This is a genomic window from Clostridiales bacterium (assembly GCA_012512255.1).
Classification (GTDB): Bacteria; Bacillota; Clostridia; order Christensenellales; family DUVY01; genus DUVY01.
The window spans coordinates 12,523-27,681 of sequence record JAAZDJ010000032.1; the positions used below are offsets into that span (position 1 = coordinate 12,523).

General features: G+C 42.6%; 17 protein-coding genes. 9 read left to right on the forward strand and 8 right to left on the reverse strand.

What is annotated here, in order from left to right; all coding sequences use genetic code 11:
- Positions 1-53: 53 nt before the first annotated feature.
- A complete protein-coding gene (locus tag GX756_01605; GenBank protein NLC16560.1) occupies positions 54-1,589 on the reverse strand; it encodes a DUF3794 domain-containing protein in 1,536 nt (511 codons plus the stop codon).
- 210 nt (positions 1,590-1,799) lie between these two features.
- On the opposite strand from GX756_01605, the gene GX756_01610 reads away from it, so the two are divergent.
- The gene (locus tag GX756_01610; protein ID NLC16561.1) at positions 1,800-2,057 is read left to right on the forward strand and encodes a Veg protein; all 258 of its coding nucleotides are present in this window, start codon (positions 1,800-1,802) and stop codon (positions 2,055-2,057) included.
- Between the two features lie 5 nt (positions 2,058-2,062).
- Here the strand turns inward: GX756_01610 and GX756_01615 are convergent, their stop codons facing one another.
- Positions 2,063-2,842 (reverse strand): undecaprenyl-diphosphate phosphatase, encoded by a 780-nt coding sequence (locus GX756_01615; protein ID NLC16562.1) that lies wholly within the window; start codon positions 2,840-2,842, stop codon positions 2,063-2,065.
- Positions 2,843-2,967: 125 nt separating this feature from the next.
- Here GX756_01615 and ychF point away from each other — a divergent pair, with 125 nt between their 5' ends.
- The 6 genes from ychF (at position 2,968) to GX756_01645 (ending at position 8,777) form a co-directional block, all read left to right on the forward strand.
- Complete coding sequence (ychF, locus tag GX756_01620; GenBank protein NLC16563.1) at positions 2,968-4,056, forward strand: redox-regulated ATPase YchF; 1,089 nt, start codon at positions 2,968-2,970, stop codon at positions 4,054-4,056.
- Between the two features lie 23 nt (positions 4,057-4,079).
- Positions 4,080-5,396, forward strand: coding sequence for a tRNA lysidine(34) synthetase TilS (gene tilS, locus GX756_01625; protein ID NLC16564.1), 1,317 nt, complete (start codon positions 4,080-4,082; stop codon positions 5,394-5,396).
- On the forward strand, positions 5,396-5,935 hold the full coding sequence (gene hpt / locus GX756_01630; GenBank protein NLC16565.1) for a hypoxanthine phosphoribosyltransferase: 540 nt from the start codon (positions 5,396-5,398) through the stop codon (positions 5,933-5,935). Before tilS ends, hpt begins: the two co-directional genes overlap by 1 nt.
- Before the next feature lie 194 nt (positions 5,936-6,129).
- Positions 6,130-6,543 carry a DUF1934 domain-containing protein gene (locus tag GX756_01635; GenBank protein NLC16566.1) on the forward strand — a complete coding sequence of 138 codons (414 nt, stop codon included), beginning with the start codon at positions 6,130-6,132 and terminating at the stop codon, positions 6,541-6,543.
- Positions 6,540-7,193 (forward strand): MBL fold metallo-hydrolase, encoded by a 654-nt coding sequence (locus GX756_01640; GenBank protein ID NLC16567.1) that lies wholly within the window; start codon positions 6,540-6,542, stop codon positions 7,191-7,193. The genes GX756_01635 and GX756_01640 overlap by 4 nt, the downstream gene beginning before the upstream one ends.
- A gap of 168 nt (positions 7,194-7,361) precedes the next feature.
- A complete protein-coding gene (locus GX756_01645) occupies positions 7,362-8,777 on the forward strand; it encodes a transcription termination factor Rho (GenBank protein NLC16568.1) in 1,416 nt (471 codons plus the stop codon).
- Between the two features lie 90 nt (positions 8,778-8,867).
- Here GX756_01645 and GX756_01650 read toward each other — a convergent pair whose 3' ends face one another.
- The 6 genes from GX756_01650 to GX756_01675 all read right to left on the reverse strand — a co-directional run bounded on the left by GX756_01650 (position 8,868) and on the right by GX756_01675 (position 12,692).
- Positions 8,868-9,038, reverse strand: coding sequence for a cytochrome C551 (locus GX756_01650; GenBank protein NLC16569.1), 171 nt, complete (start codon positions 9,036-9,038; stop codon positions 8,868-8,870).
- Between the two features lie 569 nt (positions 9,039-9,607).
- A complete protein-coding gene (locus GX756_01655; GenBank protein ID NLC16570.1) occupies positions 9,608-10,495 on the reverse strand; it encodes a hypothetical protein in 888 nt (295 codons plus the stop codon).
- Entirely contained in the window at positions 10,452-10,745 is a 294-nt protein-coding gene (locus GX756_01660) for a septum formation initiator family protein (protein ID NLC16571.1), read from the reverse strand. Before GX756_01660 ends, GX756_01655 begins: the two co-directional genes overlap by 44 nt.
- A gap of 9 nt (positions 10,746-10,754) precedes the next feature.
- Positions 10,755-11,096, reverse strand: coding sequence for a hypothetical protein (locus GX756_01665; protein ID NLC16572.1), 342 nt, complete (start codon positions 11,094-11,096; stop codon positions 10,755-10,757).
- The gene (locus GX756_01670; GenBank protein NLC16573.1) at positions 11,096-11,365 is read right to left on the reverse strand and encodes a hypothetical protein; all 270 of its coding nucleotides are present in this window, start codon (positions 11,363-11,365) and stop codon (positions 11,096-11,098) included. The genes GX756_01665 and GX756_01670 overlap by 1 nt, the downstream gene beginning before the upstream one ends.
- 64 nt (positions 11,366-11,429) lie before the next feature.
- Positions 11,430-12,692: an MBL fold metallo-hydrolase gene (locus tag GX756_01675; GenBank protein NLC16574.1), complete on the reverse strand. Its 1,263-nt coding sequence runs from the start codon at positions 12,690-12,692 to the stop codon at positions 11,430-11,432.
- Positions 12,693-12,823: 131 nt separating this feature from the next.
- Here GX756_01675 and GX756_01680 point away from each other — a divergent pair, with 131 nt between their 5' ends.
- Together GX756_01680 and GX756_01685 are read left to right on the forward strand one after the other, a co-directional pair.
- Positions 12,824-13,609, forward strand: a complete 786-nt coding sequence (locus tag GX756_01680) for a patatin-like phospholipase family protein (protein ID NLC16575.1) — start codon at positions 12,824-12,826, stop codon at positions 13,607-13,609.
- A gap of 79 nt (positions 13,610-13,688) precedes the next feature.
- On the forward strand, positions 13,689-15,137 hold the full coding sequence (locus tag GX756_01685; protein NLC16576.1) for an SLC45 family MFS transporter: 1,449 nt from the start codon (positions 13,689-13,691) through the stop codon (positions 15,135-15,137).
- Positions 15,138-15,159: the final 22 nt, after the last annotated feature.

Genomic DNA, 15,159 nt, shown 5'->3' on the forward strand with positions numbered 1-15,159 from the left:
AAAAATCCTCTCAAAACGGCTTTGAGAGGATTTTTTTTAGAGTTTTGGGCGATTTATATGTCTGCCGTTATTTGACGATAAATTAATATTCGTTCTCCCGCGGGCAAAGGCTCTTTAAGGTTGGGGTTGTTTTTTAGGATTATCTCGGGAGTGGTATGCAGCGCTTTGGCGACATCCCATAACTTTTCGCCCTGGCGGGTTATGTAAACCGCTATCGCGCTGTCTTTGGCTATTTTTAATTCGCCAATTTGAATATCCTTTATGTAATAGCCGATTTTTTTCTTATACACATTTATGCAAAACTTGACGTCGGCTTTTAGTTCGATCTCGCCTCTTTTTCTGGGCTGCGCCCAAACTTTCAGGATGCAAGCCTTGCCGTCAAAGTCTAGCTCGCCTTGGGGCAGGTCGCACTTGACGGTTAAGGAATACGGCAGCTCCACGGACACTGAGTTTCGGGTTTCGTATTCGTTGTTCCAATAGATTATGCCCGTATGCAAAACGCCTTCTATTGTAAGCTTGTCGCCTTCGTTATAGATATTGGCCACTTGGGCTTTGGAAGAGGTAAGGCAAACAATTTTGTCCACGGCGGGCAATTCCTCGCCCAAATCGGCCGCGCCCTCTATTGACTCGTCAATTACCTTGACGCCTTCGAACTGCTTGATATCTATGCTCTCGCCTATGATTTTGATTTCTTTGGATACGCTGAACGCGTCCACGACGGTCGCGGCTTTGGCCTTGCCGATGGCGCGGCAATCGGCGCCCATCTTAAAATCGCATTTGATTGTTTTGCTCTGGGTCGCCAAATCGTCCGTCAAGGTTACCGTAAAGCTGTTTATCTTTATGGAATATATGACTTTGTCGTCTATTCTGGCGCCCGGGGCGTTAATTTCTTGGGTGTATTCGGTTATAAAATTCTCGTTTTTTATAAGACCGTTTTCGGCGCTATATATCACATTAAGGTCAATCATCCCCGAAATAATCACGCAGTCAAGGCCCGCGCTGACATCCTTTGTTATATGATTGGCTTCGCACAGCAAAATATTGACGATATTGTCTTTGGGCTCAAATTCCTCGGCTACCAAAAATGTCTCCGCGCTTTTGGCGCTTATTATATCGTATTCTATCTCCTCGGTCTGAGTATAAATATCGTCAGCGCCCTCTTTTAACAGGTTGAGGCGTTCGCTTATCAGGACTTTGCAGCATATCTCTATGGCCGCCGATATCTTAAGCTCGGTTTGGGTAACCGAAACAGTTTCGGTATCCAGCACATGCGCTTCCAGCATTAATTCGCTTGAGGGCATTATGCAGTCATCAGCAATTTTATCAGAAAAGTCGGCGTTATAATCCATGCTGTTGGTCGCCCCTTCGTTGTCCAAAAACAGCACTTTGAAATTGGCTCTGCCGTTATAACGCGCCTCGCCCGCAAGCGCCTCGTGCGACAAGATTTCGGCCTCGCAAGAAATTGTCAAAATCTTGGCTATCTTAACATCGGTCAAGGGCTGAAGCTTAGCCTCTATCGCTATTTGGTTGGGAGTGATATTTTTGAAATATTCCGCGGTTATTTCTTCAAAAATCAGTTCTGATGCCATAAGAATGCCCCCTGTTAATTTACAGTGTAACAATATATTGTATAGCCTAACCTGGCGATTTATGACTATAAAAATATATAAATAAAAAAGTTTTTTAAACGGGCGCGAATAATTGGTCTGTTTAATTTTGGGGGTATTGGGGCATAATACAAGCGTTGGAATTTTTTTGGTTTTTTGGCAAAATATTTTTTCACATAAGGAGAATCCCAAATGAGAAAGCCTGTTTATGAAATGGACGCCGTTAAAGAACGGATCTTGAGCTTAAAAGGAAAAAATATAAAACTAACCGTCCATCGCGGACGAAAACGCTATGTCCGTTATACAGGCGTTTTGGAAGAGATTTATCCGGCTGTTTTTACCGTAAGGGTCAACGAGCAAAAAGCTATGGATATTATAACTTATTCGTATTCAGACGTTTTATGCGGCGATGTCAAAATTACGCTTTGGGATACGGCGTCGGCCACTTAAAAATTTTAAATAAATATAAAAGACAGCAAAGACATCAATATAAGATATATTGAAAATCCCCAAAAATTGAGTTTGGCGATAATTTTTAGCATAATCTTGGCGGCAATATATCCGCTAATAAGCGCGCTTATAAAGCCCGCAATCAGCGCGCCCGCGCCGATATCGGAAGACACAACGCCTATATCAACAATATCAAAAACCACAGCGCCTAAGATTATGGGTATGCTCATCAAAAAAGAAAATTCGGTCGCTGTTTGGCGGTTTATTCCCAAAACAAGCCCCGAGCTTATGGTGGAGCCGCTTCGCGAGACGCCCGGAAATACCGCGACTCCTTGAAACACGCCCATAACCAAAGCTTTTTTTATATCAATGTTTTGCTCAATGCCAAGATTGGCCAGCGGACACGGCTTTTGCGTTGAGCGCGCAAAATCGCCTATGACCAAAAAAACGGCGCTTACCAAAAACCCCCAGCCCAAATACCGCCCGTCAAAAGAACTTTTCAAAAACCCCTCAAAAACCAACGCTATCAAAACGGCCGGGATCATGGATACGGCTATCAACATTACGGGCTTGGAAAAAGGTTTGGAAAAAATCTTTTTTACTTGGTCAAACATTACTGCTATTACGGCTATTAAAGTGGCAAGGTGCGCTATTATGTCAAAGCTTAACCCGCCCTCAATGCCCAAAACATTTTGCAAGAAAACCAAATGCCCGCTGCTTGATATTGGCAGGAACTCGGTAAGGCCTTGAATTAGGCCCAAGATAATGGCTTCCCAGATTGTCATAAATTATAAATATGGCAAAAGGCACAAAATAATGCCTGCGGGCGCGGATAAAACTTTAGATTTTTGGGGTTTTGTGCTATAATAAGTTTTGTTCTTTTCTTAGTTTTTTCGTCGGAGTTTTATAAATGAAACTTGGCGTTGTGGGGCTGCCCAATGTGGGCAAAAGCACCCTTTTTAACGCGATAACAAACGCGCAAGCCGAGGTCGCGAACTATCCGTTTTGCACCATAGAACCCAATATCGGCGTAGTCAATGTTCCCGATCCAAGACTGGCAACTTTGGCCAAAATATACAATTCCAAAAAAATAACGCCAGCCGTCTTGGAATTTGTGGATATCGCGGGCTTGGTCAAGGGCGCGAGCAAGGGCGAGGGCCTTGGCAATAAGTTTTTGTCGCATATACGCGAAGTGGACGCCATAGCGCATTTGGTAAGATGTTTTGACGATTCAAATATAATCCATGTTGACGAAGAGCTTGATCCGTTAAGGGATATGCAGACCATAGAATACGAGCTTATCTTGGCCGACTTGGAAAGCGTGGAAAAACGCATAGAACGGGCGCAAAAACTCGCCAAAGGCCAAGATAAAACAAGCCTAGACGAGCTTGAGTTGCTAAACAAAATAAAGGCGGCGCTAAACAGCGGAAAACCCGCCCGCAGCGCTTTGCAAGACGAGGACGAGATTAACGCCGCCAAAGAATTTTGCTTGCTTACCTTAAAGCCCGTCATCTATTGCGCCAATATAGGCGAGGACGATTTGGATAAAGAAAACGAGCATATAAAAACCGTAAGGGAATACGCAAAAAGCCAAAACGCCGAGTTTATGGCGATTTGCGCTAAATTAGAAGAAGAGCTAACCGCCTTGCCGCCCCAAGAACGAAAGCAGTTTGCGCGCGAATTGGGGCTTAAAACAAGCGGGCTGGAACAGCTTATCTTGACGGGATACAGGCTTTTGGATCTTATCAGCTTTTTGACCGTCAACGAAAAAGAGGCGCGGGCATGGACGATAAAAAAAGGCACAAAAGCGCAGCAAGCCGCGGGCAAGATCCATAGCGATTTTGAAAAAGGGTTTATAAGGGCCGAGGTTGTCCAATACCAAGACCTTGCGGAGTTAGGCTCTTACAGCGCGGCCAAAGAAAAAGGCAAGGTCCGAAGCGAAGGCAAGGACTATGTCATAAAAGAAGACGATGTGGTATTGTTTAGATTTAATGTTTAATAATTATGGTATAATTTTTTCAAATGGATGTCGTTGTTGATTCTTTGGAGGGTAAAAATGTAGGCGTCGCGGTAAGCGGCGGCATGGATTCTATGGCGCTTTTACATTGGTTTTTGCAAAACCGCCAAAGGTTGAATATTGGGCTTATCGCGATAAATTTTGACCACGGCTTAAGGGATAGTTCCCCCAAAGACAGCCTGTTTGTTATGGATTATTGCAAGTTAAATAATATACCCTGTTTGTTTTATAAACTGGACTTAAAAAACCCGCCGTCCAAAAATATTGAAAACGCGGCAAGGCTAGCCAGATACCAAATCTTCCATAACTTGTTAAGACAAAAAGAAGTGGACTTTGTCGCCACGGCGCACCATGCCGACGACAACGCCGAAACCGTCTTGCTGCATTTGTTCAGGGGCAGCGGGTTAAGGGGCGTAAGCGGCATAAGACACAAAACGCCCGAGGGGATTATAAGGCCGCTTCTTTATACCCCAAAAGAGGATATAGAAAAATATATAAAGGACAACAATATCCCCTATGTGACCGATGAGACCAATTTGAAAACTGATTTTGACAGAAATTATATCAGGATCGTAGTCTTGCCCAAAATTAAAAAAAGGTTTCCCGCCGCCGTTAAAAATATCGCCGCATTCGCTAAAACCGCGAAAACGGACGACGATTTTATCGGCCGATATGTCCCCGCTTTGCGCCAAAAAAACGGCGAGGTTTTTATCCCTTTGGACGACTTTGACCAAGCCCCGTCTATAATAAACAGGCAGGTTTTAGGCGCGCTGTGCGCGCTTGGCGTGAAATACGACATAGAACAAAAACATATTGAGATGATAAAATCTTTAAAAGACAAGAATGCTGGCAGCCGCTACGATATAAAAGAACAAGTCGTCGCCATAAGGGATTATGACGGCGTAACCTTGACAAGACTAAATCAACTAAATTTGGAAGGATTTAGCGCGCCTTTTAGCGTCGGCAAAACCAAGCTTCCCACGGGCTTGGTTGAGGTTGAGCTTTTGGAAGAAAAGCCCGATCTTGATTTTTTAAAAAATTCGCCCGATTTATATATTGACGCGCAAAAACTGCCCCAAGGCTGCGTAATAAGATACCGCCGCGAAGGAGACATTATAAACAAGCTGGGCGGAGGCGGCAGGGCGTCTTTAAAAGAGTTTTTTATTGACCAAAAAATATTGGCAAGACGGCGCGACTTGACGCCCATATTAGCCAAAAACAATATAGTTTACGCCATACTTGGGCTTACGATAAGCGAAGATGTTAAAGTTGTTTCCCAGACCCAAAAAATTTATAAGTTAACATATTCGGAGGATTACTAATGCCAAAAATTACCAAAGTTTTAATTGAAAGCGACAAGATTGCTCATCGCATAAAAGAGTTGGGCGCGCAAATTACCCAAGATTACGCCGGCAAAACGGTCTTGATGATAGCCATTTTGCGCGGAAGCGTGATTTTTTTCTCGGATCTTATTAGAGAAATAGACAGCGACAAGGTGGATGTCGTTATTGATTTTATCTCGGTAAGCAGCTACGGCTCAAGCCACAAAACCACGGGCGAAGTAAGGATGCTAAAGGACGCGGACGAAGCCATAGACGGCAAAGATGTGATAATCGTGGAAGATATCGTTGATACGGGCTTGACGCTGCAATATCTAAAAAAAGTGCTGTCTTCGCGCAATCCGGCGTCGCTCAAAGTCTGCTGTCTTTTGGATAAGCCCGAGAGAAGAAAGGTTGAGATCAGCGCGGATTATCTTGGCTTTACCATACCCAACGAGTTTGTGGTGGGATACGGGTTTGACTACGCCCAAAAATACCGCAACCTGAAAGACATCTGCGTGCTGGACCCAAAAGCCAAATAAAAAAAGGCTGACTCGCGATAAATACATTATATATAATATATTTACCGCGAAATCAGCCTTTAGCCAAGACTTTTGTCTTGCGCTATTAGAATATGTCGTTTTTAAAAAAATTATTCATAAAATATCGTTCATTCTTGGTTTTTTAAATAACCAAAATATGTTATAATATAAAATGTAAAATATGAGTTAGGCAAATGAAAGAGCGGCAATACCCTGCCAAAATTGTTCTCAACACTTATGAAAACGGTAATCAAACTTTAAGGATAAACACGGACGGCGCCGTAACTTTTCGCGGACAAGGCGTTTTTATTGATTTTAACAGCGAAGATTACCAAATGACAATCGGCTTTTCAGAAGACACAATAACCCTAACGCGTATTGGCGAACAATCTTACACGATTATACTATCAAAAGGAAAAACGGAAGAATTTAGGCTTCATACCAATTATGGAATAATCCCTATCAAAGTAACAGCCAATGAAATTGAGCTCTTGGACAAAGACGGAGTTATTGATTTGACTTTGGATTATTCTATGAAAGCGTCCCTCTTAACTAGCGTAATCAACTATAAATTAAGTTTAATTTGTACCTATGGAGGAACAAAATGAAATTGCAATGGCTGGGGCATTCTTGTTTTTTGTTGGAAGAAAGCACAGGCACGGCCATTATTACCGACCCTTACGATAAAAAGTTGACAGGGTTTGAAATGCCCGGTCTTAGAGCCGATGTTGTGACTTGTTCCCACAATCATGCCGACCATAACTATGTTATAGGCGTAAAAGGCTCGCCCAAAATCATTAACCGCCCCGGATTGTTTGAGTTCGCGGGCGTCAAAATAACATCTATCCCGAGCTATCACGACAACCAATCAGGCAAATTAAGGGGCGCCAATTTGGTTTTTAAGTTCAGGATTGACGGCATTGATATTTGCCATATGGGCGATATCGGGCAAGACATTACGCCCGAGCTTGCGGACGCGCTTATGCCCGTCAATATCTTGCTAATACCCGTCGGCGGCAACTACACGATTGACGCCGAACAAGCTTTTGACTATGTGACTACGCTTATGCCCGATGTGGTTATACCCATGCATTTCAAAACCCCCGATTGCAAAATAGACATAGACAAGCCCGATTCTTTTATCAAAATGTTTGACGATTCCGTGGTTTGCTTTGAGGAAGACGTTACGCTGAGATTTGACCGCGACGATTTTGAACAAGACTATACAAGAGTCATAGTCCCTAAGCGTTACTATTAGAATTGAAATATTTAGGTATTATTTTAGCGCGCATTGCAAAATCTAACATTAATTATTTTTTCATGCTTTGTTTAATAAAAATATTATTAAGAATCATAAGTTATTTTTGATTTTTGAATTCAATTTTTTTGAATATTTTAATATATAAACAGCTTCAAGGAGATATAGATGAATAAGGTCATTAACAAAGACACCCTGTCAAAAATGGGTATTTTTGAACTGAGAGAATTTGCCCGAAGCGTAGGCGTGGATTCTCCCACAGTGTATAAAAAAGATGTTTTAATTGACAAAATAATGGCCGTCTTAGAAGGCGAGATCACGCCCAAACCGCGTTCCAAAAGGGGACGCCCGCCCAAGCCGCTAATTACGGCGCGTACGGACTTGTCGTATATTAACACGCCTGTGGCGCCCGTGGAAAAAACAAACGGGGTATTGAGCGACTCGGCAACGAGCGAATACGAGGAATTTGAGGAGCGCGAGGGAATACTGGAAATTCATAACGACGGCTATGGTTTTATAAGGGTTAATAATTACGAGCCCAGCGAAAAGGACGCCTATGTGTCCAATCAATTAATCAAAAAATACCGCCTAAGAAAAGGCGATATGATAAAAGGGCAGGTGCGCAAACTGCGCGACGAAAAGCAAAACGCCATCGTCAATATATTAAGCATCAACGGCGTCCGTCCCGAAGACACCCTAAAAAGAGTTAACTTTGACGACCTTATTCCTATTTATCCCAACGAACGGTTTAAGCTTGAATTGCCCAATTCCAGATATGACATCGCGATAAGAAGCATTGACTTAATAGCGCCTATCGGCAAAGGGCAGCGCGGCATGATAGTAAGCCCGCCCAAAGCCGGAAAGACAACGCTCCTTAAAAAAATAGCCACTTCAATCGCCGCCAACCATCCCGAGGCGCACCTTATGGTCTTGCTGATTGACGAACGCCCCGAAGAAGTAACCGATATGCAAAGGTCAACCAAGGGCGAGGTTATATATTCCACATTTGACGAAAGCCCCGAGCACCACACAAGAGCGGCCGAATTGGTTTTGGCGCGCGCGAAGCGGCTTGTGGAGATGAAAAAGGATGTGGTAATATTGCTAGACAGCTTGACAAGGCTGGCAAGAGCTTATAACCTCACTATCCCGCCTACGGGCAGGACCTTGAGCGGCGGCATTGACCCGGGCGCGCTATACAGCCCAAAAAGGTTTTTCGGCTCGGCGCGTAATATAGAAAACGGCGGAAGCCTGACCATAATCGCCACGGCCTTAATAGACACGGGCTCCAGAATGGACGATGTCATCTACGAAGAGTTTAAGGGCACGGGCAATATGGAAATCCATTTGGACAGGAGATTGAGCGAAAAACGCATCTTCCCTGCTATTGACCTTGCCAAGAGCAGCACAAGGCGCGAAGAATTATTGCTGTCCCAAAAAGAACTTGAAGGCATCTGGTCTATAAGAAGGATACTCTCGGTGGGCGACACCCAAGAAGCCACCGAACAGCTTATTACCATGATGTCTAAGACCAATAACAATTTGGAATTTATAGATAACCTTCAATTATGGTTAAAAAACCTATAAATTGTTTTTTATAATATACCTAAGGATAATTAATAAAAATTAAAAACTCTCTTTTAAAAAAGAGAGTTTTTTCCAAAAGCCATTTATTAATTATTTGCGATATCCGCGCTCGGCGTTATATCTTTGCTTTTTGGCTTTTCTGCATTCGGGGCATCTTGTGGGCTCGTTGACAAAGCCTTTTTGCTGATAAAAGTTTTGTTCGCCTTCTGTGAACAAAAACTCTTGGTTGCAATCCCTGCAGACAAGTTTTTTATCGGGCACGATACTACCTCCTATTAATTTTCCATATAGTCTATTTAGGAGATAGTATCTTGTTTTCCAAAAAAACAAAGATATTCCTAAAACAGATTCTTACGGATTAAAAAAATTATATCAAAAGACGCGTATTTTGGCAATAAAATTTGTCGGCGTTATTGATGGTTGTTGCGAGTCTCTTTGGCTTTTTTGCTGTAATAATAGCTGCAAAACATAAAATAGATGAGGCAAATCGTCACAATGCCCAAATTAACCAAAACGAATGCCGATATATTGGTCAATGAAATATAAATTACTATTGAAAGCCAACTTAAAAAAGTCAAAATAAAGCCGACAAAATAATAAATGGCATACTTTTTATAGATGTTCATTTCCCCTCAAACTGAACACTACATCCCAAAGCAAATTTTTATCTTTTGAAACCGGCCCCTAAAAATTATAACGCTAAAAAAATACGCAACAAAAATATTTTAGAAAACTAACATTATAAACTATATAACAATAATTATTTATTGTCAAATGATTTTTTGAATTATTTGAATGAAAATATAGAATAAAAAGGCAAGCGCCTTTTTTTAAATATTTTTTAAAATACAATATCCTTCCAAATTGTCTTTTTCGCTTATTTGGATGGCTTTTATGTTAAGATGTCCCATTAGCTCAAGCGCCCACAGCGCGCCGTATTTTATTGTTTTGGCCCTTTCCCCCAAAAACTCATATTCGTTATAAATCTGGTTTTCGTCTTTTGGCCATAAGCTCTTTTGCAAATTTTGCAGCGCGCCGTATTTTATGATACTGTTATGCGTTTTTTGGGCGTCATAGGCCTTTAAGCCCAATAGCATCGCCGATAGGCTGCAAAAAGCGCCGCCTACGCCCGCAAAGCTTTCGGCCTTTATTTGCCCGCATTGTTCCAAAGCCTCAATTATTTGACTTTTAAATTGGTTTTGGTCGTTCAAATACAAATCCCTAAGGCTTACCGCGCCGATTGGCAGGCTTTTAGAAAAAATAATTTTTTGGGGCGAAACCCCTACGGTTATTTCGGTGCTCGCGCCGCCTATGTCTATAACGCCTATGTTTACGCGTTCGGGCATGTCGCTTGCGGCGCCCAAAAAACCGCACAACGCCTCGGTCGCGCCATCCAAAATTTCCAAATCAAGACCTGTTTGGTTATATATTAACTTTTTTAAATAATCCGAGTTTTTGGCTATGCGCGCGGCTTGGGTCGCAAAAATATGTATATCTTGCGCGCCCGCCTTTTTGGCCGCCGCTAAATAACCCAACACGGCGTCTAACGAGCGCTTTACGCCCGCTTCGGATAAAACGCCGCTTAGGCTTAAGCCCTCGCCTAAGCGCGTAACTTTGCTTTGTTTGGAATAATTTTGGCCCGTAAGCAACATCCTTACGGAATTAGAACCCAAATCAATTACCGCCCGCGTCTTTGGGCGTGAAGACTTTTTCGCCATCTTGCGTTAATCCTAATTTTTCTCGCGCGTATTTTTCTATATAATCAGGGTTGGACCTGCTTTGCAGTTCGTTGTTTATTTGTTCGGCCGCCAAATCCAATTCGGTCAGTTTTTTTCTTAACTCCTCTTGCCTGGCTTTTAGCCTAAAAATGGTGATAATATTGATTGTCAAGGCAATCAGCATTACTACCAAAAGGGCAACCGCCGCAATGGCGATAAGCTGCCGCCTTCTTATCCTTGGGCTTGCCATTATTCCCCCTTATCTTTCAGGCTTATGGTTGTCTTTTATTAATTTACAAATTTGATTATACACTATGTTTCTAAGCGATATAAAGTGTTTGCCCAAAATCTTTTTTAACAAAAAAAAGCCCAAAAGATAAGAAAAAACCGAATATAGTCGAATTTCGCCGTAACTTATCAAAAACGCCCAAAACAAAAGTCCGGCGCCCGTTACGGCCGTCAACAATATATCTATAATTATATTATAAATAAAATTAGCCGATATTGTTTTGAATACGCGCAAAATTTCGTATATCAGCCCGTTGATAATCCCGCCAAACAAAAAGGCGAGAAAGATAAGCCCTTGACCCGTATTGATCATTATTTAAAAAGCCTTTTTAAAAATCCCCGCGTCCGCGCTTGGTCGTATTTAAAGGTATTGAACTCCCCCGTTACCACAAGCCCGCCCTCGTCGGCGTTGTATTTTTGGATTTTTATTTCCGCGCCCGAGATTTCCAACAAGCCTACGGCCGTATCAACCAGCACCAGAGTGTCGTTGGCGCTTATGACTTCTTTAACGCCCGTTACTAAGGTCTTTTTTCTTAAGTCGCATTGCAGCGAATGCGCCTTAGGGGCTGTATTATTTTCCATAGACATAACACCACACCTTAATATGTTCTTATATATCTTTATTATTCCCTAAGGCGCGTATATGCTACTTTTTTGATTTTTTGTTCTGTCTTGACTTAATGATAAGCGCGGCGGCGATAATGACAAAAATTATAATAACCGCGATTGCCAAATACGCCAGCTGCGGCGATTCGTCGTATAACGACATAAAAAACTCTTGAATGTCCTTAAACAGCTTTTGCCAAAAATCGTCGCCCGATATTTTTTGGCCGTTGCAATATAAGCTGTAATTGCCCTGAAGATCGGGTTTTACCTCAAAGACTATGTCGCCTATTTGGTCCGTCCTTAAAATGTTTTCCTCCAAAAAGCCCAAAGAAATAAACCTGTCCAAAGCTTCTTGATGCGGATGATTATATGAATTGCCCTCGCCGCAACTTATCACGCAGCGGATTTCGTCCCTTTTGGATTGTTTTGTGACTAATTCTATTAATTCTTGCGAAGACGAGGTGCGGCTGCCGTGATGCCCTAGCTTAAAAACATCTATGTCAAAGTCATAGTCAAAATATTCTTCCACAAACTCTTGCTCGGCTTGGGCTTCGGCGTCTCCAGAGAAAAAAAACTCAAAGCCCTGAAACTCCAAAATAAATATATTGCTGTAATCGTTGGCATCGGTATATGTATATCTCAAAGGCGAGTAAAAAATTACGCTGTAATCCTCGCCTATTATGTCTTGGCTTGCCTTGTTTTCGGGCCGGTCTTTTTTGCGCCCGTCGCTTACTATTACTTGGGGCGTGTAAGGCGTCCCGTCTATCAAAAAGGGCTCGTATGCCTGCGCGATAAAGTTTTTATATGCTAAGGTCTCTTTTTCATTTCCATTGACGCCCGCGCCTGTTTCGTTCCATAGCTTTAGGTTATCATCCAAAACAGTATGGTCTTGGGTAATCGCGATAACGGGGTCTATAAAGCCTTGCCTTGCGGCTATGACATTGGGCCTATAAACCGTCTTGGCGGGGTATTCTTGCAAGACCGCCGCCATTCCGCCGCAATGGTCGGCGTCTTCATGGGTGACAATGGCAAAGTCAAAATACTCAAGCTCGGGAAAATTGGCGTCAATATAATCCAAAATTTTATCTTTGACCGCATTTTTGTTATCGCCCGCATCAACAATCATAGTTTTGCCGTCGGGCATGTTAATTATTGCGCAATCGCCCTGTCCCACATCCAAAAAATGCGCCTCTAAAACGCCGCTTTGGGCAAAAACAACTTTTTGGTCAAAGCTCGTAAAAACCCAAGTAAAAGATACTATAAAGGCGATAAAGATACTTAAAATATTCTTTGTTTTTCTCATAATGCGCGCCCTTTTTTATATTATTTTAACATAGTAAATATATGATACAAAACTTATTTGATGATAAAAATAGCGTTTTCGTTTTTTTATGATTTTAAATAAAATCAAAGGCGCAGCCATATAATAAAACAATGGCTCTGTTTTTCTTTAAAAGGCGCAAAAAAAATTCCTTGGGCTTGGCTTTGGGCGGGGGCGCGGCCAAGGGTTTTGCGCATATAGGCGTTATTAAGGCGTTTGAGGAACATAACATTAATTTTGACTATGTGGCGGGCACAAGCGCGGGCGCTATCGTGGGCGCGCTGTTTTGCGCGGGCGCGAACAGCCAAGACCTTGTCAATATTGCGCATGAGATAGACCCGCGCGCGATAAGGCGGGTTTTGTCCTTGCCGCCTATAGATACCTCTCGCCTTGAGAATATTTTGAAAAAATATTTGGGCGATATAACTTTTCGGGATTTAAAAACGCCTTTTATAGCCGTCGCCGTGGATTTGAAAGAGGGCGCGCAAGTCTTGCTGCAAAGCGGCCAAGTGGCAAAGGCGGTAAGCGCAAGCTGCGCCATACCCTTTTTTTTCAAGCCGGTAATCATAGATAATATGCATTTGGTGGACGGGGGGTTGCTCAATACCATACCCAGCGATGTTGCCAAAGTAATGGGCGCGGACAAAGTGGTAGCGGTGGACGTAAACAGCGCCCGCGGTCAAGGCACGGACAACCTGAGGATTTTGGATGTCATAGGCGCGACTATCAGGATAATGGGCTCGGTCAACGCGGTGATAGGCAAAAGGTTTGCCGATGTGTTGATAGAGCCCGACCTAAAAAAATTTAAGGCCACAAGCAAAGAAGGCTATGCGGAGATGATAGAAATGGGGTATAAAGCGGCGAAAAAATCAATTAATGATATTTTAAAATTTTTGTAAAGATTTATTTATTTTTACTCTTTACTTATAATTTAAAATAGGATAAACTTTATACATATTGATAAGGAGAGTTATTGATATGTATAACAGCCAAAATCCTGTTCTTAAACTAAACATAGGCAGAACCATTCTTATAGGCTTGGCTTTTATGTCCATTTGCTTGTTTTGGGAAATCTATGACGCGGTTATGCCTTTATTTTTGAGGAATTTTCCCGTTTTTGCCCAAAACAAAACGCTAGTCGGCATTATCATGGCCTTGGACAATGTGCTGGCTTTGGTCTTGCTTCCCTATATGGGCAAGCTGTCCGACGACTTCCCCAAGATTTTCAAAAACCATCCAAAATTATTAAAGCTGGGCAAACGCATGCCCTTTATTATTTGCGGAACGGTTTTGGCGGCGATAGCGCTTATGCTTGTGACTTTGGGGCATGAAACCCAAAACCTTTTGTTGATGCTGACAGCCACCGCATTTTTGTTGGTGTTTATGTCGCTTTACCGCTCGCCCGCCGTGGCTTTTATGCCCGATGTGACGCCCAAACCGCTAAGAAGCAAAGCCAACGCCATAATTAATATTATGGGCGTGGTAGGCGGAGTTTTGAGCATGGGCTTTACCTGGATTTTCTTGAAAACGCGGACCGAGACCATAAACGGCGAAGACGTTAAGTTTGTGGAATTTGGCGCCCAAAACTGGGGGCTTATGCTTACGGTAATAGGCGTTATGCTGCTGGCTTTGGTTATAATGATTTTAACCATACGCGAAAACCAATTTGTGGAAGAGAAGAAAAAATTATTGGCCCAAGCCGGCCTTGTGGAAGACGAGCAAGATTTGCCCGAAGAGCAGCAAAAATTAATAGAGCAAAAAGAAGGCGGCAGATTCAAAAAACTTGGCTTGACAAAAGCCCAGCTTATAAGCCTTATCTTGCTGTTGAGCGCGGCGTTTTTGTGGTTTATGGCTTATAACGGGGCCAAAACATTTTATTCCACTTTTTATTACGAGTTTCTAAACAAAGAAGATTTTCAACTGCCTTTGATTATCGGGCAAGCCGCGGGCTTTTTGGCTTTTGTGCCCGCCGGGCTTTTGGGCAGCAAAATCGGCAGAAAAAACACCGTCTTGACGGGCATTGCTATTTGTATTTTTGGTTTGTTGATAGCCTGCGTAATGGTGTTTACCGTGCCCAGAACCAATGAAAACCTAGTCAATATGCTTATGGTTTTGGTCTTTATCTTTGTGGGCACGGGCTGGGCGACAATCAACGTGCACTCTTATGTAATGAGCGTGGAAATGGCTAGCAAGCATAACACGGGCGCGTTTACCGGGCTTTATTATAGCTTCACCATGACCGCCCAAATACTTACCCCTATAATAGTGGGCGCTATTACGGATATAAGCAACAGCTTTAAATACATGTTCCCGTATTCAGCGGGATTGATGATGTTAGCGTTTATCGTGATGCTGTTTGTGCGCCACGGCAATTCCAAGCCGCTAAGGCAAAAGGCCATAGATTTGCTAGGCCAAGAGGATAATTAATAATTAGTTAAGTGTTTAAAAC